The sequence below is a fragment of the Paenibacillus sp. NPDC058071 genome (assembly GCF_042885235.1).
In the GTDB taxonomy this organism is placed as follows: domain Bacteria; phylum Bacillota; class Bacilli; order Paenibacillales; family Paenibacillaceae; genus Pristimantibacillus.
On the sequence record NZ_JBHVSK010000013.1, the window covers coordinates 14,496 to 35,168 of the forward strand.

Here is a 20,673-nt window from a genome sequence, read left to right on the forward strand (position 1 = left end):
TCCAATCGGATGCACAGATTTTCGGCTTGCTAGTTATTCTTTTATGATGCTTTGACTATTGCCGCCGCTGCGGCTGAACCAAGCCCACACTGGCTCGACATCGGCTTGATCCAAATACGGCGCTTCGAAGGGCTGTTGCCCGCCCATTGCTGTAACGGAGACGGACACGATTCGTTTGCGCCGCTGGGAGAAAGTCCGATTCACCTTCATCGTGACAATTTGCGGCCTTCGTATAAAGAATGTCAGCCTGGACAAGCTTCTATGGCGCAGCGTAAGCTGTCCTTCTTCTAAAGCAATGCCGGACGCCCGATAGCTGGCCCCGCACCATAGTGCTGTGAGCGGCAACAGCAGCAGCGACCACAGTCCGATAACCTTGAACCAGCCAATCGCGGCAAAGCTCAAGCCTGCAACGATCACCAGCGGAATGCGATAGAAATATATCCGGGAACGCTTCGGCGCTCCTGCTCTCACTTGATTAGCTTTCATATGCGGGACGAATTCGTCCAAAAGCGGCTGCAACTGATCCAGCTTGATGAACGGATGCAGCACCAGCTGTTCATTTTTGTTAGAGGAAACGACCTGCAGCTGAATTTGCGCATGCCCGATCCATTGTCGCAAAGGGCTTTCGTTTACAATAACCGCCTGCACCTTGTCGGGATCGAATACGAGCGTTTTCTTATCCAACAAACCGTAGCCGACTGAAACCCGGTTTCCTTCACGACGAACTTCGAAACCGCTGAACTTCACAATATACAAAATAACCGATAGCAGCCATGCTAGAAAAATCGCGCCAAATCCCGCTAAAGCGATAAATAGGATGCTGCCGGTAAGCAGGCTGGTCGATTCGGAATAAAGCCGCTCGAAAAAGTGATCGGGCAAAAACAGCTTCAGCACATCGTCGGCAAATGAAATAACACCGGCGATAAATGCTATAACCAAGCCGAAATTAGTCGATGTGATCGCCGCCTTAAGCAGTTGGCCTGAGCTAAGCTTAAATCCCGACATTGGCTGTGCAGCCATAGTCCCTGCATTTTCCGTAACAGTGCTCCCTGCCGCAGCCACGGTATCGGAATCATTCGTTTGCTGTTGTTCCAGGCCTAAGCCGCCCGCAGCTTCTGTGTCATTCATTGGCGCTTCCGCCGCCACCCCCGGCTTTGACCGGTTCAATAGTTGGGAACGAAGCTGCTCAGCCTCACGGTTGGACAGCGCCGCCAGTATCCCGTCCGCATTCTTGTCGCCGCCCGGCGTTTCTATCTTCAACTGCGCGACGCCAAGCAATCGCTGCACCAACGGCTGTTCAATATTAACCGAATGAATGCGGCTGAAAAAAATCGTTTTCTCGTCGCGGAACAATACGCCCTTCCGCAGCACGATCCGATCCTCTTCGAGTACATAGGTGAATTTGCGCCAGCTTAGATAACCGAACGCAATCAAAATCGCTGCAAAAGCACCCGCTCCCGCATACGGATACCACCCAAGGTTTTTCCATTGCGCGCCTCTTAATATCGTAATGATGATAATCGGCAGCAAACCCTTTAGCCACTGCAATAAAGTGAACAGCACATAAACCGGGTGAAGCCTTTTTCGGTTATTCATCTTGTTCGTCCACCTTCGCGAGCTGTCCAATCGTCCGTTTCAACCGCTGCGCATCCGGCTGCTTCAAGCCGCTGATTGTGTGCGTCGTCGCGGCGGTCACTACTTTCACGCTTGCCAGATCGAACTTTCGCATAAGCGGACCGCTTTCCAGCTCAACATGCTGCACGCGAACCATTGGCACCAATACGTTTTTCAAAAATAGGAAGCCGGACTGCACCTCCAATTCCTCCTCGAAAAGTTCATAGCGGAAAAAGCGATATTTCCATGTCGGTACCAGCAGCGTAAACCAAACCGCCGAAGCAGTAACGACGGCCAGTCCAATCCAAGCGGGCAGCAGCGTCCAGTCCCGCGATTGGGCAAGCGCCGCGTACCCAATTACAATGGCGTACAAAACAACGTGCGTAAGGAAAGAAGTGATTCTGTACACTTTAATATAATCCTCATTCAATTTCTTCGTTAAAAGACGATCCATCGTTTCGCTCCCCCATGACAATTGTATCTTTTATAAATTACGTACCGATTATGATTAATCCTTCTTTAGTACGCGTCAGCGGACGTGGAGATTCATTTGTAATTAAATAACTGTTTTCGATGCCGACAACGCCTTTTCCCGGAAAGGTAAACTTCGGCTCCACCGCAATGACCATGCCTTCTGCAAGCGGGAGGTCGAAGCCTTTGGCCAACACCGGCCACTCGTCAACCTCGAGCCCGATGCCATGCCCTAGGAACTTCGCTTGATCAGCGCCAAAGCCCATGAAATGCTCATGCAGACCAAACTCCTTTGCCATCTCCAGCGATCTCTCATAAAGAGAGGAGCAGGGCGAACCAGCAGTCATGCGCTTCTCCGCATCCCGCAATATCGCTTCCGACGCGGCATACGCGTCAGCCAATTCTTCCGTAAGCTTGCCGATTACGGCGGTGCGCGTCTGATCGATCACATAGCCGTCAATGCAGCAGCCGACGTCGATCAATATCGGCTCGTTGCGCCGAATCGGCTTGCGGCTGACGCTCTGCGGAAACGCCGCACCTAGCCCCAATCCTCCGGCAGGACCGTCAAAATAAGAAGGAATCGCCGCTTCCGGTCCTGAAAGGAGCATGCCAGTGGCAATTTCCTGATTGTAGCCTCTCATCCTCATCAGCCCAATATGTCCGCGTACACGCAGTTCATATTCAATACGGGCCATCCATTCGAGCTCTGTTATTCCTTCCCGCAGCTCGTTAAGCGCGGCTGTCAGCGCTTCGTCCACCACTGCGGCAGCGGCTTCGATTCTGGCGATTTCCCAATCTGACTTACTCATTCTCAGCTTGCGAATGATCGATGAGCCATCCTTCAATGTAACGATTGTTCTGGATGAGCCTCCAGCATTGTCTGCAAGCAAATCCGCTAGCCTCATGTATAGCTGCGCCGGCATAACATCAAGATCGGCGGCAATCTGAAGCTCCTCAACCGCGAACACAGCTGGAAAGTCGGATTCCAGCGTCCGTCGGAACTGCCGGAAGGAGCCAAGCTCCTTCACACGTATTGGACTCTCCCATCCAGCCCGCAGAAAGCTTCTTTTCACATAAAAAACCGGATCTCCTTGCGCGGGAACGAAGCCGTAGCCGTTCTGCATGGAGCCGGTAAAATAATAAAGATCGATATTTTGTGTAAGGAGCATACCGCCCAATCCTGCCGCTGCCAACTCGGCTTGCAGCTTTCCGATCCGCGTTTGGATGAAACCGCTCGGCATCTCTTGTTGGATATCATTCATAACATTCACTCCAAAAGTCGTTGTAATAGCCTTATTACATCAATATTCCTCCTTTTCGTCAACCTGGCAATTGACCTGCTGTCTATCTGTCCTCCATCAATAACGAATAACCGGTTCCGCCACCCCCTTGATCGCCCAACCAATCTTGGGCAAAGCTTCAAAAACACGCGGATAGTCCATCTTCAAAATGATAACAACTCCCGGACGCTTAAGCGTCGCTTCATACGAGTAAAGATCATTCGTGTAGCGGTACGGGAACGTATGCGAATCGTTAATAATATCGAAAACGGCGATTTCTGGTTTATCCCGCAGCGACGAGCCGGGTAATGGCTGACCGTTCGCATCGAGACGAAGATTGGCGCGAAGATAAGCCTCCGCCGCCAGCCTGGCCGCTGCCTCGTCAATGCGAAGCACACCGTCGGCCAGCGCTGCTCGGTCCAATTGCTGGGCGGCTGCATGAGCGGCGCGATTCACCGCTCTTTTCCCCTCAAATAGCTGCTTCATCGAAAGCTCTTCATCCGTTTGCAGCGCAAGCAGCGTTATCCAAACCGACATAAACAAAATAATGGCCATTAATTTATACATCCCGCATACGCTCCCTCACGGCACATACTCACTCATCTTCATGCCATATGCCCGCATAGATTCGGCCGGCGAGGGAGGCTCGATACCGATCAACCGGTCGATTTCGAACAGCCGCTCATACGGATAGCTGATCGTTAGCATAATACCTGCTCCTCTTGGAAGCGGCACGCTAGGATTCGTCGCCGGCATGCCGTTGTCCGAGCGGATATCGAATTGGGCAGCGTCAGGCCGCATGCCGACACGCGCCAGCCTCTCTCTTGATCCCTGTATCATCGCTTCGTCGATATAGCCATAGGTTCCGCTCGCCCCTACTTCGAGCAAATAATCGACCTCCTGCTGGAGAACTGCTTGTCTCACGATCAACACATGCTTGTAGATGGGCGAAAACATAAGCCAGCAAAGGAGAGCGGAGAACAGTACGAATACTAAAATATTTTTCATGGACTCATTTGCCGGATACGGCTGCCGATCGCATCACCCGACTGCCGAATGCCCGCTTTCATGCCTCCCTCTCCTTCTGTTACTTCGTTATAAATAGCGATAACCGTAACAAGCAGCAGCACTGTCATTAAAATGCTTCGCACCAGTCCCCTCCTTTCCTTTGCCCGAAACGCCTTACGTTTCCTTGACTAGTCCGTCTTTAACTGAGATATTTTCGTATTGGCCGCGGCGCCTTGCGAGGAGATTTGGCTTTTCGTCCCCGTCGTGTCCGCGGAGATGATCGTATTAAACAAAACGACAACTACAACTAGCATCATGACTGTCATAAGAATATTCCGCATTCCAACCACCCCCTTCCCAACGATTCATTTAACAGGCGCTGAACTCGTGTTTGCCCGGCTCCTCATTCAGCCTAATGATTCAAACAGCTTTTGCCCTTCGCGAACCCATGGGTAAATAAATACTTGAAACGTATACAGGATCGGGATTCCGGCGAGCATGAAGAGCAGATAAGAGGCCGACTCCTTCCGGCTCTCTTTGGCTAATTCCAGCTTCTCCTTATAATCCTGAATGCGCTCGCGCAGCAGTTGGTAGTAAGCTTCGCTTTCGTGCAGCCGAATCGAATCGACCGTTTCCACAAAGCTCATCCCCTCGTCCGTTCCGATGCGCCGTTTGAAGCTGCGAAGCGCTTGTTCCGCATCGTGATACCATTCCGCGAGCAGCTTCTCCAAGTCGTTGCGCAGCGTGCGTGTATAAGGAATGCACCGGGAAAGCTTCGTATGAATATTCAGCGGCGAATCGGCCAAATAAAGCAGTTGGTTGCTCATCATATAGATCTCTCTTGTAATACGATAGCTTCTCAGCTTTCTTATTGACTTAAGCCATGACAGGTCGGTCAGACAGCCCATATAAATCGCTAAAAGCAAAGCTCCTGCCGTCAGCGAACCCGCTCCAGTGCGCCATCGGATCAACATAACGGCTAAATCGGCTATCGGTACTAGCACCAGCAGTAGCTTGCGTGCCCCCGTATACCACGCCGAATCGGCCGTCCAACCGCATCCGGCGAGCAGCGCTTCCCGTTCTTGAAATGACGAACGGTCGCGGTCAAGGCGAAGCACGCGCAGCAGCCGCTCAGGCGCCCGCTTCTCCTGCCAATCCGACACTTGCAAATGAAACCAGCGGGGCTTTCTTTTAGGCAAAAGCCTGAGCAGCATATACACGGCGAGGAAGGCGAACAAGCCTTGTCCTGCCGCCACTCCAATTTCAACCGCTGTCTGCACGCCGTTCGACATCCATTCCCCTCCCTTTAGTTCAGTCCAGCCACGATTAATTCAATCTGCGAATGCTACAGCTTTTACAGCTTTCTGCGGGACAGCCACAAGCCCATCAAAAAAGAGCCAAAAATAAGCAGTATCGCATTCAGCAGCATATCGCGTCCTCCCGGATCAACAGCATAATACTGATAGGCATTTTCCCGGTTATAGTAAAAGTTGACGCCCATAAAAAAAGCGAGAAACAGCAGCGGCGTGAAATTGGCGATACGGATTTCGAGCAGCCGGTTCCGCTCCTGCTCATTCGCCCGCCTCGCCTTGCGCATGTCGGTTAGCAGCTCCTTCATGCTTTCGCCAATCGGCGTGCCTTCTGCCAACGCCACACGAATAATATTAATAAAGTACTGCCCCCACACATGACCCAAGGAAGCGGCGAAAATGCGCAGACTTGCCTCGTCGTCGCTGCGCAACGACAAATTGCGGTACAGCTGCTCGAATACCGCTTGCATCGGCCCCATCAGCCGGCGCTCCTCAATCGTTCGCTGCAGCGCTACTCTTACTTGACGCCCGCCCGTTACAAGATAGCACTGATAGAACAGTTCGACGGAGGGCAGGAAGTCAATTTGCAGCTCCATTTGCCGCTGAATTTGCCTCGCTTTTAACACGGTATAAGGAAGAAAGCCAAGCACAAGACCAAATAGCAGCGTGCCCTTCAAGCTTTGAAAGAAAAAACCTCCTCCAGCGACGCCTGCCAGCAGCAGCAGGATGGAACCTGCCGCCAGCGCAGAAGGCTTCACCGTAAGCTGCAGCGATTCCAGCAGCTCGGTCAAGTGAAGATGCAGCTTTTCCAGCCGTTTCAGTCTCTCGGCAAACCGGTAGCCCAGGCTTTCCTTCGCCCGATAACTGAGCCTTCCGACACGGTGCTGCTCCTTGTCCCAAGCCCCAACGAAGAAGTAAAGGGTTGTCGCGAGCGTACAAAACAACAGCACGATCGCCGCCGCTATCGAGAGTTTAATCACCCCGCTGCTCCCCCTCTCGTCTCGCTTGGCAAAACCTTCTCGAATGGGGCGTTCGGATAAACCCAATCGCCAATGCTCTCCTCAAAGCGAGCCCAGTCCCGGACAGTGACGCTTCCGCGCTCGTATCGAATCTCACCGATACGGGCCACAACGCGACGTTCGCCGACTTGACGCATCTCGATTCCAATCTGCGTAACGTACTCGGCAATTCGCTTGACGAGCCGTTCGGGATTCATTCCCCTTCCATCAAGCATGCACATATCGGTGATTGCTTCCGGCACGTCCTCCAGCGTGTTGGCGTGCACCGTCGTCATGCTTCCCGAATGCCCCCGAGTACAGGCGCGAACATAGATATTAGCGTCATTGTCTCTGATCTCGGCATGAATAATGCGTTGCGGTGACTGCCGTAGCGCAAGCTTGAACGCCTGTGCGGAACCATGCTGAGGGTCGTCCTCATCTGTTTCGTACTCAACGACGTTTTTCGCCGGAAAGTCCCTCCCAAGCATCATCTCGTACCTTCCCTCAATCGTAACGATCCGCTCTTCGTCAGGAAGCTCGGCAATCAGCGCCTTCATGAGATGCGTCTTCCCCGAATTGGTAGGGCCGATAATGACGAGGTTGTGCCGAGCTTCCAATACCTGTAGTAGCGTATCCTTAATCTGCTCGTTGAGCGTACCGTAGTCCGGTCCACACAATACCGCTAAGCCAAAGCTTCGTACCGTGAAGAAACGGATCGTCATCGTTGGCTTGGACGTATAGCCGAAGCCGGTTAGTGTAACCCGCGAGCCGTCACGGAGCATCACTTCCGCCCACCTTTTCCGCGGGTTGATGCGGTCGTTATTGTAGAGGACCAGATTTTGCTGAATGCGTTCAACCTCGCGCTCGTTCATGAATCGGCAGGAGGACAGCGCTGTCCGTCCGTTTCTCACCTCATAGATAGCGGTCCCGACTACTTGAATTTCTTCCAGCCCTTCTTTATCTCGCAAGATGAGCTCCAATACGTTCAAGCCGATCACTTCGGCAAACAACGCCTCAGCTAACGTCTGATACGAATGGCTGTATCCTTCCACCTGATGAACGCGCAGCCTTAGCAGCCTGTCGGCGATAACGGCCATGATCTGTTCACGTTCGGAAGCAAATCCGAGCACCGCCTTATTCAGCATTTCATTGTACGAGCGCCTTTCCTCATCCGTCATGCCCCGCGGCGCGGCCAAATAAGTTCGCATCTCATCAGCCAGCCTGCCGAAGCCGGAATCCGCACCTGTGCCAGAACCGCTTCTCTCAGCCTCTGCCGCCACTTCTTCACCCGCTGCCATTCGGTCGTTCCGCAGCTTCGAGGAATAATCGGTCGGGGAGAAGCGTTTCTCCCCCGCCTTCAAGAACGGGCTCCATTCCGATGAGATAGCAGCTTACGGTACCAAGGCTGAACCTTCATGGCCGGATAGACGCTTCTTATCTGGTGCCTCGCAAGCATTTCATCAGCCGCTTCCTTCATCGCCTGCTGCCCTGCCGGATTATCTTTCAACCACTCGCCATACGTGCCGCTGTCCAGCTGAGTAAACAAGGAATCGGACAATCGCAGCTCGGCCAGCTTGCCCGTGCCCATCTCTTTGCATATTTCTTTCATCCGATAACCTCCTGTTTGCCATGGATAATGAAGGACTAACGTATCGTACTGCTCAGGGATAAGACCGAACAGCGGAGACACTTGGCGAATCCAACGCCCGCCGTCCTCTTGAAAATGAGAGAGTGCACCAGTCGTTACGACAATCCTCGTATTAGCCCGTGTCAAGGCGCATACGGTTGCCGCATTGTCCCAATAAGCGCCTACATCGGCAATAACGAAAGCATAAGCTTGAGAAGCGACATCGAGCAGATGCGCCGCCTCCTCCGGCGTGAAAAACTCCGCTTGGTCGCGGACCAGATTGCCGAACAGCACATGTAGATTGGGCAATTCCTTGACCGCATGGGCCGCTCGCTGCAGCTTCTCCGCCGTCAGCGAGCCCGATTTCAGTTCGGGCCTCAGCTTGTCTAGCGTTACTGCCGGATGATTGATGCCGATGTAGCGATGGATTTTGGCGCTCTTCAAATGCAGGCAAAGATAGATCGCTTGCCGGCCGCTCGTCTGCGCCATCCGATACGCGGCGGCGAAAGCGGCGGTCGTCGTCCCGATATTCGGAGTCGTACCGATGAAGGCGATCAGCGGAGAAGCGGCAGTCGCGCCCATCATCGTTCAGCCTCCGCTTCGCCGCCTACATGGAGCGACTCCGGGCTGAAGGCGACAACGAGCTTTCGCGCACCATCCTTGCATAAGCCGTCGAGCTCCAGCCACTGTTCCTCAGATAAATTCAAATTGATGTAGTCAATCATTCCGTTGGCGTCCCTTCTTGACGCATACATGCGTTCCCGATCGCCTTCTGCCAGCGACAGCAAATTCGGGTTGTGCATATTGTCGATTTCAACGTTGCCGGCCGACTTCACGGAAGCTACCGTAACAGCTGCACCGAACAAACGTCTGGACGGCTCATTCTCACCCGAAACGTAGAGCGTCACTTTATCGCCGGCGCGAATGCCGTTCGAAATCGAACGGATATACTCCCGCGGTATTTGAAAGGTCGACTCCATACTTGCCGGCAGCAAACGAAACTTATTGATCTTCCAATCCAGAATCGGCTCGTTCGTTCCAAGCGGCACAATCGTCTCCATGCCGGACGCCAGCTTGACATCGCGCAGCATCTTCTCGTCGAACGAATCAACCGGCACGAAGCGGTAAGCCAAATCTCCCTCGGCGAGCCGCTCTCCGGCATCGATAAATCGTTTCGGAACAACGACCGCGACGGTGTCCCGCTGCTCAAGCTGCAGCCTTTGCAATTGAAACAGCCCATAGACCAGCGTTCCCGACAAGACGGCCGCAACGATGCTAATGGTTGTATTTCTCCTCTTACTCATTCCGATCTTCCTTTCAAATCACTGTAATAAAACAAAAAAAAGAACGCAGCAGCAGCCGTGCAGGCTGATCTACTAGCGTTCTTCGCTAAGCAACTCATAGCTATATAATAAATTCAACAACCAATTAATGTAATAATAACAAACAACTATAATGATTGTCCAGCATTTTTTTAGAATTGCGAGACAATTCAGTCAAGGGTGGCGAAAACAACGTCTTCCAAGCAAAAAGGCTTCCCTCACTCGCGGTCTGCGAATGTCGAAAAGCCCGTTGTTTATATGCACGTTTGAATTAAAAATCGATTAACCCGACGCTGATGAGCAAAGCATCATCCACCTTGCGCATCGTCTCATCGTCCAAATGGGTAATCTTGTCTGTCAGGCGCTGCTTGTCGATCGTGCGGATTTGTTCCAGCAGCACGACGGAATCGCGATCGAAGCCGTGCGCCGCCGCATCCATCTCGACATGAGTGGGCAGCTTCGCTTTCTGGATTTGCGCCGTGATTGCCGCTACGATAACAGTTGGGCTAAAACGGTTGCCGATATCGTTCTGAATGACGAGAACCGGGCGTACGCCCCCTTGTTCCGAGCCGACGACAGGGGATAAATCCGCAAAAAAAACATCTCCGCGTTTTACGATCAAGCTTTACACCCCGCTTACGAGACGCCCCAGCGTATGGTCGGCTTCTTCCTCCGCTTGAAATGCTTCCGAGGCCATGTTCAAGTTGATTTTTGCCATTTCCAAATATCCGCGCTGCATGGACTCGCGAATTTGCCGCTTCTTCCGCTCGACAAGATACAGCTTCATTGCTTGCCTGATGAATTCGCTGCGATTGGAGTTCTCCTTGGCGACGATACCATCGACCTCCTCTAACAGTTGGTCGGGCAAGCTAATCATGATCCTCTTGGTGTTCTGCATATTGGTCACCGAACAAGCACCCCCAAAACTTTTCCAAAAACCATTCATATTCATTATTGCATGAATAAGCCTTCGCTATACTTCAACATATCTATGTGACGCGTATATCAAATATGCTGTATGTTTCATGCCGTATAGCCCTTGGGCTCCATTTCATTGGTCTTACATAAAGTTCGCGCAAAAGCGCAAAATTCCTCCATAAGGAGTGAAAAAAATAGTTCCGTTAACCTTTTCTTATCAAACGAGCGGATTGACGACCGAAATCGTTCGGCCTTCCCTCGTATATACGCGGGGCACTCGCGCTGCCAACATGCAGGTTACCTCATAATTGATCGTGCCAAGCTGCGAAGCGACTTCCTCCGCCGATATATTCGCCGAACCCTGCCGCCCGATGAGAACAACCTCTTCTCCCGGTCTAACAGCGGCGTCCGCTTCCGCGCAAACGGAATCGAGAGCGATCATGCATTGATCCATGCAAATCGTACCGAGCACCGGCACTTTAACGCCGCGCACAAGCACATTCGCCTTGCCGCTCAGCATTCGGCTGAATCCGTCGGCATAACCGACCGGAAGCGTGCCGATCTTCTCATTTTCTTTTGTAACATATTGCGTACCGTAGCTGATTCCCCAATTCTGCGGCGCTGTCTTGACCATTACGACCTCTGTCTTGACGGTCATAACCGGCTCCAGATCGATGCGGTCCCGCTTCACTTCCTGGGAAGGATACAAGCCGTACATGCTAATTCCGAGCCTGATCATATCACCTGACCATTCGGGCGTGTCGATCCCCGCGGCACTATTGGCCGCATGAATAATCGGGATTGGCAGCTGGCGGCTCTTCACATACTGCACGACTTCCTGGAATCTTTCATATTGCAAACGGGTATAGCTTTTGTCCGCCTCGTCCGCCTTCGCATAATGCGTAAACAGCCCTTCGATTTCAAGCTGTGGAATTTGCAGCGCCTTTTCCAAAAAAGGAGCGGCCGCTTCCAGCCCGAGCAAGCCGAGCCTGCCCATTCCCGAATCGATTTTGACATGCGCTTTCAACCGTTTGCCGTCCGAACGGACGGGCAGCCCGGCAGCGGCGTCCAATATATCGTCACGGAACAAAGCAATTGTAATGTCATGCTCCAGCGCGAACGCAAGCGCGTCGGCCGGAACGAAACCCAATACGAGAATTGGGATTGCAATTCCTGCTCGGCGAAGCTGCAGCGCTTCGTCCAAGAAGGCTACACCCAGGTAGTCGACGCCGCATCTTTCCGCTTCTCTCGCAATTTCCACAGCTCCATGCCCGTAAGCATTCGCTTTGACGGAAGCCATCAACCGTTTATCTTTCGGTAAAACGTTGCGGAACGCCTGCAAATTACGGGCAAAGGCGTCCAACGATATTTCTGCCCTCGTCGGGCGATAAAACGAATCCAAGCGGGTTCACCTTCCTCATTCTGGCGGCCAGTCACAAGAAGTCCATTTCGGTCCGGGCAATTTAAACATCAATAAAATCAATGTTAAACGTTGCTGCTTGGACTGTCAATGAAACGGCCGCCATAATGAGCTAGTACGTCTTGGAAATAAGCCTGCTTTCGTTATTTAGAAGCATCCGCCTGAACGGATTGCGCAATCTCAAGCATCTCCGACTCTGGCAAAGTTGCGCTCGACAAACGGAACTGATTGCCTTCGTACAGCCATGTCAGCGTATGGAGCTCGTCGTTGCCGCTGTATTCGCCGATTGTGAAGCCGAGGTCGACCAGTCGTCCGCTGCCGAACGAGGCGGCCTGATCTTTCGGTTCGGTTTGAATGAGCGAGAAGTCGTACGTGCCGGTATAGCGAGTGAGCAGTCCTGGATTGCCGCCGAATACGATTTCAGCATTGTCCTTAAACGAGACGCCATCCGGCAAATATTGCGGCGACATCACCTGAAGCTCTGCCGCAGGCTTGCCTTCCGGCTGAGCGCCAGCGTCGTCCGTTTTGCCTTCTTGTGCCGTACCGGTTCCATCCTTGCCCGCTTTATTGCCTTTATCGTTCGGTTTGCTTCCGGCCTCTTCCTTGCTGCCGACCGGCGTCTGATCCGTTTCACCCTCTGGCTTCGGATTGGCAACGGTCGGTTTTTCCTCCGTCTGACCATTCGTCGAGGACGATTGCATATTGGCTTCCGTCTCGAACGCGCTCTTATCGAGCTTCGTGCCGAATTCGAAGGAGTCGAATTTGACGTCGACCATGACGGCCGCATTCGTATCACTAACTTCGACATGGACCGGCTTAAAATCGGATTTGTTCAGCCATATTTTTTGACGAGCCAACGTTCCATTATTGTAGTTAGCCATAACATCGAAGACGTAAGCTTTATCGTCAACTGCAAACTGCCGCGAATTGTCGAGCAAAATGCTTTGTACGAGCGTCTGATACAAATAAACCTGACCTTGATTTTGCGGCCAGTCGCTTTGGAAACGGAACACTTTATTGAGACGAGGGGTGAGCACGAATACGCCGTCGTCATTGCGGAGTACAATTTGTGTAATATCCTTTTCCGAATTCGTCAGCTTGATCCGGTAATAGTTCGGCTTCTGGTAAGTGACCTCAACTGCATACGTAAGCGGCTGCGTTCCGGTATTAAGCGTCATTGTCCCGCTTCCTGTGTAGCTTTCCATGTTGTTAACGACTTTGTCGAGCTCCTTGACCACGGACTCGGCGTCCTTTGTCCCGCAGGCACTGAGTACGAGTGTGAAAACCATTAGCATTGCCGCAGCCCATGTCATGCGACGCATTCCAACCAACCCCTCTTCACAATGTTTTTCCAACTGGTACATGTCTATGAGGGAACTTGGACAATTATGCGGACTGGCAATGCTTGGCTCATTTATTTTTTCTTCTATATATGTTTCTAGAGTGGCTAGGAGCGTGTTCAAGGGATTCATTAACAATTTACGCTAATCATGCTAACATTGTATACACATACATGAAAGAGGGTATAGCTATTGGATTCCAAGCTAGCGGCATATATAACATTAGTTTGTCTTTCGGGTGTTCTGAATTTGTCTATACTTGTCTATACCTATTGGAAGAAACATCATTTTACAAATATATCTAAATTGTTCATGTGGAATACATTAGCTTCAATGATTTATTGCTTTGGTTATGCCTTTAGCTTAACATCGACTTCGTTAGAACAGCTTAGATTTTGGAATATTGTACAGTATGCAGGGATGCCATTTTTCCCTCCGTTAGGATTAATGTTTGTCATGCACTATTTAGGTTATAAATTAACGAGAAAAAGAATAATCGCTTTACTTATCATGCCTTGTCTTACTTTACTCATCAATGTAACAAATGAATCCCATCATTTTTTCTATAGAATATATGATATCCATCCGGTGCTTGGGGCTCCATATAGTGAGATTGAATATGGGGTATGGTTTGTTGTACATAATATTTACATTTTCAGCTGTATGCTTGCTGCGTTCTTATTGGTACTTTCACGCTGGAAGGAAACAGTTAGTGTATATCGGCCTCAATTATTTGCCCTCATCTGTGGTCAGCTGCTTCCAATAGTGGCTGCATTTTTATTATTCATAGGAGTGACACCCGATGGCATCGATCCTGTGCCAATGGTTATTTGGGTTTCTTCTGTTTTGTACCTCTGGTCTATTACTTCCTCTCGAATGTTATCCATTATGCCAATTGCGAAGGAAACGATCTTTAATAATATGAATGATGGTTTTATTGTGCTTAATGGTAACTATCAATTAATCGAATATAATCAAGCTTGTAAAAATATGTTTGGTGAATTGGATCGATCAACGATAGGGCAGCCATTCGATCAAGTTTGGCATAGGCTAACCGATCAATCATTTCCTGTTCAATTAGATACGATATCGGATAAATTGAATGTTACGATTCAACAAGCTGATTATACTTATCAACTACGTATTTCTAGGCTTCAGCAATCAAATAATAGGTCTGGCTTACTCATTATATTTACGGATATTACAGAGCTGCATACATTACAACAAAAGTTAGAGCATCAAGCCTATTATGATGAGCTTACGCAACTATACAATCGTCGTGCCTTTTTCCAGCAAAGCGAGCAAAACTTAATGAAAGCAAAGGATAATTTGTCATCCTTTACGATTATTCTATTTGATATTGATTTTTTCAAAAAAGTGAACGACACTTATGGACATCAAACCGGAGATCAAGTATTAGTACATGTCGCTCAAATATGTAAGGCTGAGCTGGGAGAAAACATGCTTTTTGCTAGGTATGGCGGTGAAGAGTTTGTACTCGCTTTAACTGGTTATACCCTAGCAGAAGGGGAAAACTTCGCTAATCACCTTAGATTATGCATTGAACAGAAGCCTCTAGTTGAAAATGAACGATCTGTATCCATTACCTCCAGTTTTGGAGTATCCGTAACGACAGGAGCTATGGAGGAAACAATCTATCAACTGCTTCAAAAAGCTGATGAAGCGCTTTATGCTGCCAAAAGAGCTGGTCGAAATCAAGTAGTGGGAAGCATCATTGGTGATAACCAGTGCTTGACTTGAAATGAGGGAGAGGCGCTGCGGGCCAGAGGGTTCTTCCGATCGCCATTAAAGCCTGATTCCTTTATTAGATAGAGGTTTGCGGTAGGAATCATGCTTTAAAAGCGACCACTATCGTTTCTCCAGAATCCCTCTGCCCCTCCACTTTCCTCATCTCCGTCACTTATTGTAGCTCGCTCAATCGTCATTCAATAACTGTAAATGGATATCTAGCTTATGTATGTTCTTCAGGGACTTCGATGTATTCCGACACCCTGCCTTTCAACAAATCAATCAACTCTTCGTCCATATATTCATAATCGTCTGGAATATCGAGTCTTATAATATGCTTGCCTTGCAGCTCTTGCCGAAACTTCTCATGCAGCCTTCTTTCATGCTTCTTCTCCATGACAAATATCCAATCCGCCCAGCCTATATGTCCCGCATTAACCTTAATTCTCGCGCCCTCCTCCGTTCCTGCGGACTTGACGTCATACACCCCATACTGTTCGAATATTTTTTCAGCCGTCAGGCTTCTCCATCTATTTTTGCTACAAATAAATAACAGTTTCATATTAGCTTCTCTCCCACAAAGAAATAAACAATTGAGCATTCGAGCTTACTTGTCTTTCAGTATGCTTTTTATTTCTCGGAGCTCCTCCAAAATCTCTTGCGTGTGCTTGTTCATTTTCGAATTATCAATCCCAAGCTTCACAACCAATGCCCCAAGCAAAAAATAAACGATCAGACTAAGAATAAATGCCAATACGTCCACCTCATTCTACACAGCAGAACGCTGTATTATTTAGATTCGACTTCCAGAACCTTCAAACACTTCTCTACCTTAACAAATATAAGCACGATGGGCACGAATATGAGCCCCAGAACGACAAAGGTCCAGCCAATCCCTTTTAACACCAAACTGATTACCACTCCTGCTACAGCATAGATTAGTCCGTACTGCCGCATAAGCTGCGCGCTGTTCCCCGCCGCCCGTCCGAGTCCTCCCCCGACCAGAGGCCAGCATGAAAAACAGACCACGGTCCGTTACCGATTGCATGGCCTTATCCTACAATAAAGACATCGAAAAGATAAACGAAGCGGCTGCAACGTCAAGCGAAGCTTCGGTTTGGAGGATGATGAAATTATGAAAAAATTGTTTCGTTCCACGACAGATAGCAAAATAACCGGTTTGTGCGGCGGTATCGGTGAATGGCTGGGCGTCGACCCTACGGTTATCCGCGTTCTAACGGTTGTCTTAGCTTTCTTCAGCTTCGGAGCGGTTCTGTTCGCTTACTTCGTCATTTCGCTGCTTGTACCGAAGGCGCCGTTTTCCGATCTCAACTATACAAATTACTACCATTACTAATCGCACCTATACGGCACGCTAACCTTATTAACCAATAAAACTCAATTACCAACTGCGAAAGCTTAAGGCTTCGCCCAACATTAAAGGAGAGATGAACGATGGGAATTTTTCAACGCGTAATGAATATGACAAAAGCTGCTGCAAATGAAATGCTGGATAAGATTGAAAATCCGGTTATGATGCTGAATCACTACTTGCGTGACTTGGATGAGGAAATTTCAAAAGCCGAGCATTCTGCAGCGGCGCAAAAAGCGCAGGAGCGCATACTCCAAGCGAAGCTGGACGAGTTGAACGGACAAGTGAGCTTCTATGAAAACAAAGCGATTCAAGCGGCTTCCGAAGACCGTGAAGTGGATGCACGCGCCGCGCTTGAAGCGAAGATACTCTACGCCGACCAAGCGGAAGAAACGCTTAAATTGCAACAGTTCGCCAAGCAAGCAGCAGCCGATCTGGAACTGCGCGCTGCTTCATTGAAAGAGGAAAAAATAAAGCTGCAAGAGAAACGGACAGAGCTTGTCGCCCGCGTCCGTAAAGCAGAAGCTGTGCCAAACCGGGCATACGGCGCCTCTCTGCACGGCGGTTCCGCCGCAGCGCAAGGCTTCGAGCGCATCGAGCAAAAGGTATTGGAACGGGAAGCCCAGCAGGAACTAGCTAGACCGTTCGGCTCCCACTCTCTTGCTTCCGCCGCTGACGTGCAAAGCGAGCAGCGAAACGCCCGTGTCGAGGAAGAACTGCAGCGCCTGCTGCAAAAGTCCGCCCTTTAAAATTAAAGAGGCAGAGGAAGGCATGATCAAATGCCGCCCTCTGCCTTTTTCTTTGCGGTTCTCGCTGCCTATTATTCCTCTATTGAATTATGATTGCGCACCAGCTTCCGGCGCTTGGCCGGAATACGGATTTGCACCGAAGTACCGATTCCGATGCGGCTTCCGATCGTGACCCCGTATTGGCTGCCGTAATGAAGTTTAATCCGTTGGTCGATATTTCGTATGCCGCAGCCGGTATTGCGTTCATCATACGGATCTAATATTTCATTGAAGCGCTCTTGCCGCATACCCATCCCGTCATCAATGATGCGATAGATGATATCGTCACCCGACTTGCGGGCAATTACGCGAATATGAATGCGATCGCCGCTCCAGGCATGCTTCAGCACGTTCTCGATAAACGGCTGGAGAATCAGCTTCACCGTCTCGTAAGGCCAGACAGCAGCGTCAATATCGAAATCGACCTCCATGCGGCTGCCATACTTCACCTTTTGGATAGCGATATAGGCCCCGGTCTGTTCAAGCTCCAGAGTAACCGGAATCAACGAACGGCCGGAGTTTAACGTCAGGCGATAAAATTTAGCCAGCTCAACCACCATTTTTTGCAGTTTTTCCGTTTGGCCGAATTTGGCCAATTGATTGATGGACGACAATGTATTATAGAGAAAATGAGGGTTAATCTGCAGTTGAAGCATTTCCAGCTCGCCTTCCTTCTTCTGCAGCTGTGTCAGATACACTTTATTGATCAGCGCTTCTATCTCTGCTCCCATCCCGTTTAGCGCATGGGCAATTTGCGCAAATTCATCCTTTCCTCGATACGCGATACGTTTGTGCAGATCGCCTTCGCGAAACGCGTTTAGCACGGAAACAAACTTCGTGATCCGTTTCGAGAAATACCGGGAAATAAAACCGCCCGCAAATGTGAACAACACGAAGCAAAGCATGCAAATGCCAATGATGTAGTTTTGTACTTTCACTGCTTCTTGCTTAATAACAGTAATCGGAACATGTGCGGTGATCGTCCAATCCTGCCGTCCCATTTTTTCATCAATCGTCATGAAGCCGTTATCGGGAGTATGGTCGCTCAGTTCGCTTTCCGGGTCAGCCGACGTGTAGATGATCTGTCCGGCGGAATCCTTGACAAGCAGGACGCTGCCTTTTCCTAATTTCATATAGTCCACGCTGTCGAACAAATCGGCCAGCTTTACGCTGAACCGCATAATCCCGACTTCTTCCAGCTTGAGCGGATTATTCGTATCCACCATGCGCCGGATTAAAGAGATCCGGTCTTCCCCGGCATCCTGCTCAATCTGACTCCATTGCATCGTAGCGCTGTACTGCTCCTCCGGCAACTGCTTGTACCAGCTCTTGTCGATAATTCTTTTCATATGGTAAATATCGTACGTTTGCTCGGGGATATCAACGCTATTGCCGTCTTCGCGTCTATGATAAACTTCATTAACCGACTCGTTATGAAAATAGACCGACAGCCTTAAGCTTAGACCGATCGACTTTGATGCGTTGTCCAGCTTCGGCATGATGACCTCTGTCATCCGCTTGTAATTGCCGCCGAGGTAGCTTTCATTAGCCCGGAGACTTTGCACAAGGCTGTAATCCTCATACAAAGTCGTCGAGATCCGAGTCATATCATCGGCTTTATACGCGACATTATCTCTAATTTGCAGCATGGTGCCTTGAATATTTTGTCTCGTTTGCTCGCGCATAGAAGTATCGTACATCGAATGCGACACATAGCCGTTCACAGAAACGAGAATGACCGTAAACACCATGTAGGACAGCGTTAATTTGTAGCCAATCGGCATATAGCCGAGCTTGCCTGCATTTATTCGAGTGAACATCGCGGCTGCACCCCATCATTGCTCTTTATTCCGATATTCAAGCGGCGTCATGCCGAACTTTTCTTTGAACTGCCTGCTGAAATAAGGAAGATACCGGTAACCAACCTGATCTGCAACCTCGTATATTTTCACGCCAGGCTGCTTTAACAGCTCGCATGCCCGCTCCATCCTAAGCTGAACAAGCAATTCATTAAACGTGAAACCTGATTTCTCCTTGATTAAATAGCCTAAATAGCTCGGCGAGAACGAGAACAGCTGGGCGATATCTTTAAGCGTCATATTCTCGCCCATTCTTTCCTTCATTGCGGCAATAATGCCGCGGATAAACTTGCCGTTCTTCGAATTGGATTTCTCATATAAATGCTCAGAAATCTCGAAGACGCGGTGAACCAGCCAGCTCCGTATATCGTTGATCGTCTCGAACTTTAGCAAAATCTCCAAATTATGCAGCTCAATGCCGAGCAATTGAAAGAGATCGACATCCATTTTGGACAGCCGCTGCTCCAAATTCCAAAAAATATAATTCGTCCAATTTTGCACCGTAAACTTTGATCGCACAGTCGTGACCGTCTGAAACAGGTTATCCAGTTCGTCATAAATTTGCACGAGGTCATACTCCTGCATCGCTTGGAGCAGCGCATCCATCCGGGTATTCAGCATGCGGGCATCAATCATCTCGGGCTCATAGCTGACTTGCTCATAGATAATGATGCCGCCTTTGCCCAGAAACATCTTGCCTTCAACCGCGCTGACCGCTTGCCGATAAGAGGCATGCAGCTCCTTGAGGTCGTTCACCGGCTGGCCCAAACCGGTCGTTACCGTTACGGGCAACCTTCCGTTCATAGCGGCGCAAATGCTTTCCAAGCTGGACTTGGCCCTGTGATCCTCCAGCAGCAAAGCGATTCGATGACCGTAAAGCTTGCAAAACAGCGGATTGCCGTTCAATTGGACCGACTCGTGCAGCAGTTGGAGAAACATACGCGTTATTTCCTGCTGCGACAACCCAGCCTCGTCATACGCTTCCATGCCCATCCCCATGCCGTCCAGCTCCATCACCGCCACGCGAACCGGCCAATGCAGCTTATTCAGTCCGTGCGATGATGCGGGATGCTTCAGCAACGCCGCAAGCGCGCCTTCCTCATCGCCTTCGAATAACCGTTGCAATAAATCGCTCTTGGCCAGCGGAATCATCGTCCGGTACGCTTCTTCCACCTCGCGGCGCTTGCGGGCTTCGTCCAAATCCTGCTTCACCTTCTGCAAGGAAGCGACCAGCTCATTGTCATGCATCGGCTTGAGGACGTAATTGTAAGCTTTGAGCGACAACGCTTGCTGCACATAGCTGAATTCCTGGTAACCGCTTACGAAAATAATCCGAATATCCGGATACTTCAGCAGCGCCGCTCGCGCCAGCTCCAGACCCGACATATAAGGCATGTTCACATCGCTGATCAGAATATCGATAGGGAATTGCTCCAGAAGCTCGCAGGCCGATAACGCATTGTTTACGGAGCCTTTCACTTCCATCTCCAGCTCCGACCAAGGAATAAATTGATGCATGCCTTCCAAATCGAGCTCCTCGTCATCTACCAGCAACACTTTATACATGGCGCTCCCCCTCATATCAGTGATCATTTAT

23 protein-coding genes are annotated in these 20,673 nt (G+C 50.0%); 3 read left to right on the top strand and 20 right to left on the bottom strand.

Translation table 11 applies throughout. The annotated features are described in order from the left end of the window. Window positions 1–33: 33 nt before the first annotated feature. From ACFVTB_RS19830 to ACFVTB_RS19905, 16 genes are all read right to left on the bottom strand, one after another. A complete protein-coding gene (locus ACFVTB_RS19830; protein ID WP_387752940.1) occupies window positions 34–1,596 on the bottom strand; it encodes a PH domain-containing protein in 1,563 nt (520 codons plus the stop codon). Beyond that, window positions 1,589–2,068 carry a PH domain-containing protein gene (locus ACFVTB_RS19835; RefSeq protein ID WP_387752943.1) on the bottom strand — a complete coding sequence of 160 codons (480 nt, stop codon included), beginning with the start codon at window positions 2,066–2,068 and terminating at the stop codon, window positions 1,589–1,591. The genes ACFVTB_RS19830 and ACFVTB_RS19835 overlap by 8 nt, the downstream gene beginning before the upstream one ends. Before the next feature lie 37 nt (window positions 2,069–2,105). Further along, window positions 2,106–3,347, bottom strand: a complete 1,242-nt coding sequence (locus ACFVTB_RS19840) for a M24 family metallopeptidase (protein ID WP_387752945.1) — start codon at window positions 3,345–3,347, stop codon at window positions 2,106–2,108. Between the two features lie 96 nt (window positions 3,348–3,443). Continuing rightward, complete coding sequence (locus ACFVTB_RS19845; protein WP_387752947.1) at window positions 3,444–3,932, bottom strand: hypothetical protein; 489 nt, start codon at window positions 3,930–3,932, stop codon at window positions 3,444–3,446. Window positions 3,933–3,947: 15 nt separating this feature from the next. Beyond that, on the bottom strand, window positions 3,948–4,373 hold the full coding sequence (locus ACFVTB_RS19850; protein WP_387752950.1) for a hypothetical protein: 426 nt from the start codon (window positions 4,371–4,373) through the stop codon (window positions 3,948–3,950). Further along, the gene (locus ACFVTB_RS19855; protein ID WP_387752953.1) at window positions 4,370–4,516 is read right to left on the bottom strand and encodes a hypothetical protein; all 147 of its coding nucleotides are present in this window, start codon (window positions 4,514–4,516) and stop codon (window positions 4,370–4,372) included. Before ACFVTB_RS19855 ends, ACFVTB_RS19850 begins: the two co-directional genes overlap by 4 nt. A 45-nt stretch (window positions 4,517–4,561) precedes the next feature. Continuing rightward, window positions 4,562–4,714, bottom strand: a complete 153-nt coding sequence (locus ACFVTB_RS19860; protein WP_387752956.1) for a hypothetical protein — start codon at window positions 4,712–4,714, stop codon at window positions 4,562–4,564. A gap of 66 nt (window positions 4,715–4,780) precedes the next feature. After that, on the bottom strand, window positions 4,781–5,665 hold the full coding sequence (locus tag ACFVTB_RS19865; RefSeq protein ID WP_387752959.1) for a hypothetical protein: 885 nt from the start codon (window positions 5,663–5,665) through the stop codon (window positions 4,781–4,783). A 62-nt stretch (window positions 5,666–5,727) separates the two neighbouring features. After that, window positions 5,728–6,663: a hypothetical protein gene (locus ACFVTB_RS19870; protein WP_387752961.1), complete on the bottom strand. Its 936-nt coding sequence runs from the start codon at window positions 6,661–6,663 to the stop codon at window positions 5,728–5,730. Continuing rightward, window positions 6,660–8,042, bottom strand: a complete 1,383-nt coding sequence (locus tag ACFVTB_RS19875) for an ATPase, T2SS/T4P/T4SS family (protein ID WP_387752964.1) — start codon at window positions 8,040–8,042, stop codon at window positions 6,660–6,662. The genes ACFVTB_RS19870 and ACFVTB_RS19875 overlap by 4 nt, the downstream gene beginning before the upstream one ends. Further along, window positions 8,039–8,893 (bottom strand): CpaE/TadZ family protein, encoded by an 855-nt coding sequence (locus ACFVTB_RS19880; protein WP_387752967.1) that lies wholly within the window; start codon window positions 8,891–8,893, stop codon window positions 8,039–8,041. The genes ACFVTB_RS19875 and ACFVTB_RS19880 overlap by 4 nt, the downstream gene beginning before the upstream one ends. Beyond that, complete coding sequence (locus ACFVTB_RS19885) at window positions 8,890–9,612, bottom strand: CpaB family protein (protein ID WP_387752969.1); 723 nt, start codon at window positions 9,610–9,612, stop codon at window positions 8,890–8,892. The genes ACFVTB_RS19880 and ACFVTB_RS19885 overlap by 4 nt, the downstream gene beginning before the upstream one ends. A 289-nt stretch (window positions 9,613–9,901) precedes the next feature. After that, window positions 9,902–10,252, bottom strand: coding sequence for a type II toxin-antitoxin system PemK/MazF family toxin (locus ACFVTB_RS19890; protein ID WP_028609438.1), 351 nt, complete (start codon window positions 10,250–10,252; stop codon window positions 9,902–9,904). A gap of 3 nt (window positions 10,253–10,255) precedes the next feature. Continuing rightward, window positions 10,256–10,537, bottom strand: a complete 282-nt coding sequence (locus tag ACFVTB_RS19895; protein ID WP_387752972.1) for a CopG family ribbon-helix-helix protein — start codon at window positions 10,535–10,537, stop codon at window positions 10,256–10,258. A 228-nt stretch (window positions 10,538–10,765) separates the two neighbouring features. Next, the gene (gene alr, locus ACFVTB_RS19900) at window positions 10,766–11,950 is read right to left on the bottom strand and encodes an alanine racemase (protein ID WP_387752975.1); all 1,185 of its coding nucleotides are present in this window, start codon (window positions 11,948–11,950) and stop codon (window positions 10,766–10,768) included. A 161-nt stretch (window positions 11,951–12,111) separates the two neighbouring features. After that, window positions 12,112–13,290, bottom strand: coding sequence for an outer membrane lipoprotein-sorting protein (locus ACFVTB_RS19905; protein WP_387752978.1), 1,179 nt, complete (start codon window positions 13,288–13,290; stop codon window positions 12,112–12,114). 210 nt (window positions 13,291–13,500) lie between these two features. On the opposite strand from ACFVTB_RS19905, the gene ACFVTB_RS19910 reads away from it, so the two are divergent. Next, window positions 13,501–15,069 (top strand): histidine kinase N-terminal 7TM domain-containing diguanylate cyclase, encoded by a 1,569-nt coding sequence (locus tag ACFVTB_RS19910; RefSeq protein ID WP_387752981.1) that lies wholly within the window; start codon window positions 13,501–13,503, stop codon window positions 15,067–15,069. Between the two features lie 211 nt (window positions 15,070–15,280). On the opposite strand, the gene ACFVTB_RS19915 is transcribed toward ACFVTB_RS19910, so the two are convergent. Together ACFVTB_RS19915 and ACFVTB_RS19920 are read right to left on the bottom strand one after the other, a co-directional pair. Further along, window positions 15,281–15,619, bottom strand: coding sequence for a low molecular weight protein tyrosine phosphatase family protein (locus ACFVTB_RS19915; RefSeq protein ID WP_387752984.1), 339 nt, complete (start codon window positions 15,617–15,619; stop codon window positions 15,281–15,283). A gap of 45 nt (window positions 15,620–15,664) precedes the next feature. Beyond that, complete coding sequence (locus ACFVTB_RS19920) at window positions 15,665–15,811, bottom strand: hypothetical protein (RefSeq protein ID WP_387752986.1); 147 nt, start codon at window positions 15,809–15,811, stop codon at window positions 15,665–15,667. A gap of 381 nt (window positions 15,812–16,192) precedes the next feature. Between ACFVTB_RS19920 and ACFVTB_RS19925 the strand changes: the two genes are divergently transcribed. Continuing rightward, complete coding sequence (locus tag ACFVTB_RS19925) at window positions 16,193–16,414, top strand: PspC domain-containing protein (RefSeq protein ID WP_387752989.1); 222 nt, start codon at window positions 16,193–16,195, stop codon at window positions 16,412–16,414. 98 nt (window positions 16,415–16,512) lie between these two features. Beyond that, window positions 16,513–17,178, top strand: a complete 666-nt coding sequence (locus ACFVTB_RS19930) for a PspA/IM30 family protein (protein WP_387752991.1) — start codon at window positions 16,513–16,515, stop codon at window positions 17,176–17,178. Window positions 17,179–17,249: 71 nt separating this feature from the next. On the opposite strand, the gene ACFVTB_RS19935 is transcribed toward ACFVTB_RS19930, so the two are convergent. Both ACFVTB_RS19935 and ACFVTB_RS19940 read right to left on the bottom strand, forming a co-directional pair. Beyond that, window positions 17,250–19,037, bottom strand: a complete 1,788-nt coding sequence (locus ACFVTB_RS19935) for a sensor histidine kinase (protein ID WP_387752994.1) — start codon at window positions 19,035–19,037, stop codon at window positions 17,250–17,252. A 15-nt stretch (window positions 19,038–19,052) separates the two neighbouring features. Then, the gene (locus ACFVTB_RS19940) at window positions 19,053–20,642 is read right to left on the bottom strand and encodes a response regulator (protein WP_387752997.1); all 1,590 of its coding nucleotides are present in this window, start codon (window positions 20,640–20,642) and stop codon (window positions 19,053–19,055) included. Window positions 20,643–20,673 lie beyond the last annotated feature (31 nt).

What these genes read in the sequence shown, in the direction of transcription:
- ACFVTB_RS19830 (WP_387752940.1), bottom strand. Translation starts at nt 1,596, where the DNA reads ATGAATAACCGAAAAAGGCTTCACCCGGTTTATGTGCTGTTCACTTTA.
- ACFVTB_RS19835 (WP_387752943.1), bottom strand. Translation starts at nt 2,068, where the DNA reads ATGGATCGTCTTTTAACGAAGAAATTGAATGAGGATTATATTAAAGTG.
- ACFVTB_RS19840 (WP_387752945.1), bottom strand. Translation starts at nt 3,347, where the DNA reads ATGAATGATATCCAACAAGAGATGCCGAGCGGTTTCATCCAAACGCGG.
- ACFVTB_RS19845 (WP_387752947.1), bottom strand. Translation starts at nt 3,932, where the DNA reads ATGTATAAATTAATGGCCATTATTTTGTTTATGTCGGTTTGGATAACG.
- ACFVTB_RS19850 (WP_387752950.1), bottom strand. Translation starts at nt 4,373, where the DNA reads ATGAAAAATATTTTAGTATTCGTACTGTTCTCCGCTCTCCTTTGCTGG.
- ACFVTB_RS19860 (WP_387752956.1), bottom strand. Translation starts at nt 4,714, where the DNA reads ATGCGGAATATTCTTATGACAGTCATGATGCTAGTTGTAGTTGTCGTT.
- ACFVTB_RS19865 (WP_387752959.1), bottom strand. Translation starts at nt 5,665, where the DNA reads ATGTCGAACGGCGTGCAGACAGCGGTTGAAATTGGAGTGGCGGCAGGA.
- ACFVTB_RS19880 (WP_387752967.1), bottom strand. Translation starts at nt 8,893, where the DNA reads ATGATGGGCGCGACTGCCGCTTCTCCGCTGATCGCCTTCATCGGTACG.
- ACFVTB_RS19885 (WP_387752969.1), bottom strand. Translation starts at nt 9,612, where the DNA reads ATGAGTAAGAGGAGAAATACAACCATTAGCATCGTTGCGGCCGTCTTG.
- ACFVTB_RS19905 (WP_387752978.1), bottom strand. Translation starts at nt 13,290, where the DNA reads ATGCGTCGCATGACATGGGCTGCGGCAATGCTAATGGTTTTCACACTC.
- ACFVTB_RS19915 (WP_387752984.1), bottom strand. Translation starts at nt 15,619, where the DNA reads ATGAAACTGTTATTTATTTGTAGCAAAAATAGATGGAGAAGCCTGACG.
- ACFVTB_RS19925 (WP_387752989.1), top strand. Translation starts at nt 16,193, where the DNA reads ATGAAAAAATTGTTTCGTTCCACGACAGATAGCAAAATAACCGGTTTG.
- ACFVTB_RS19930 (WP_387752991.1), top strand. Translation starts at nt 16,513, where the DNA reads ATGGGAATTTTTCAACGCGTAATGAATATGACAAAAGCTGCTGCAAAT.
- ACFVTB_RS19935 (WP_387752994.1), bottom strand. Translation starts at nt 19,037, where the DNA reads ATGTTCACTCGAATAAATGCAGGCAAGCTCGGCTATATGCCGATTGGC.
- ACFVTB_RS19940 (WP_387752997.1), bottom strand. Translation starts at nt 20,642, where the DNA reads ATGTATAAAGTGTTGCTGGTAGATGACGAGGAGCTCGATTTGGAAGGC.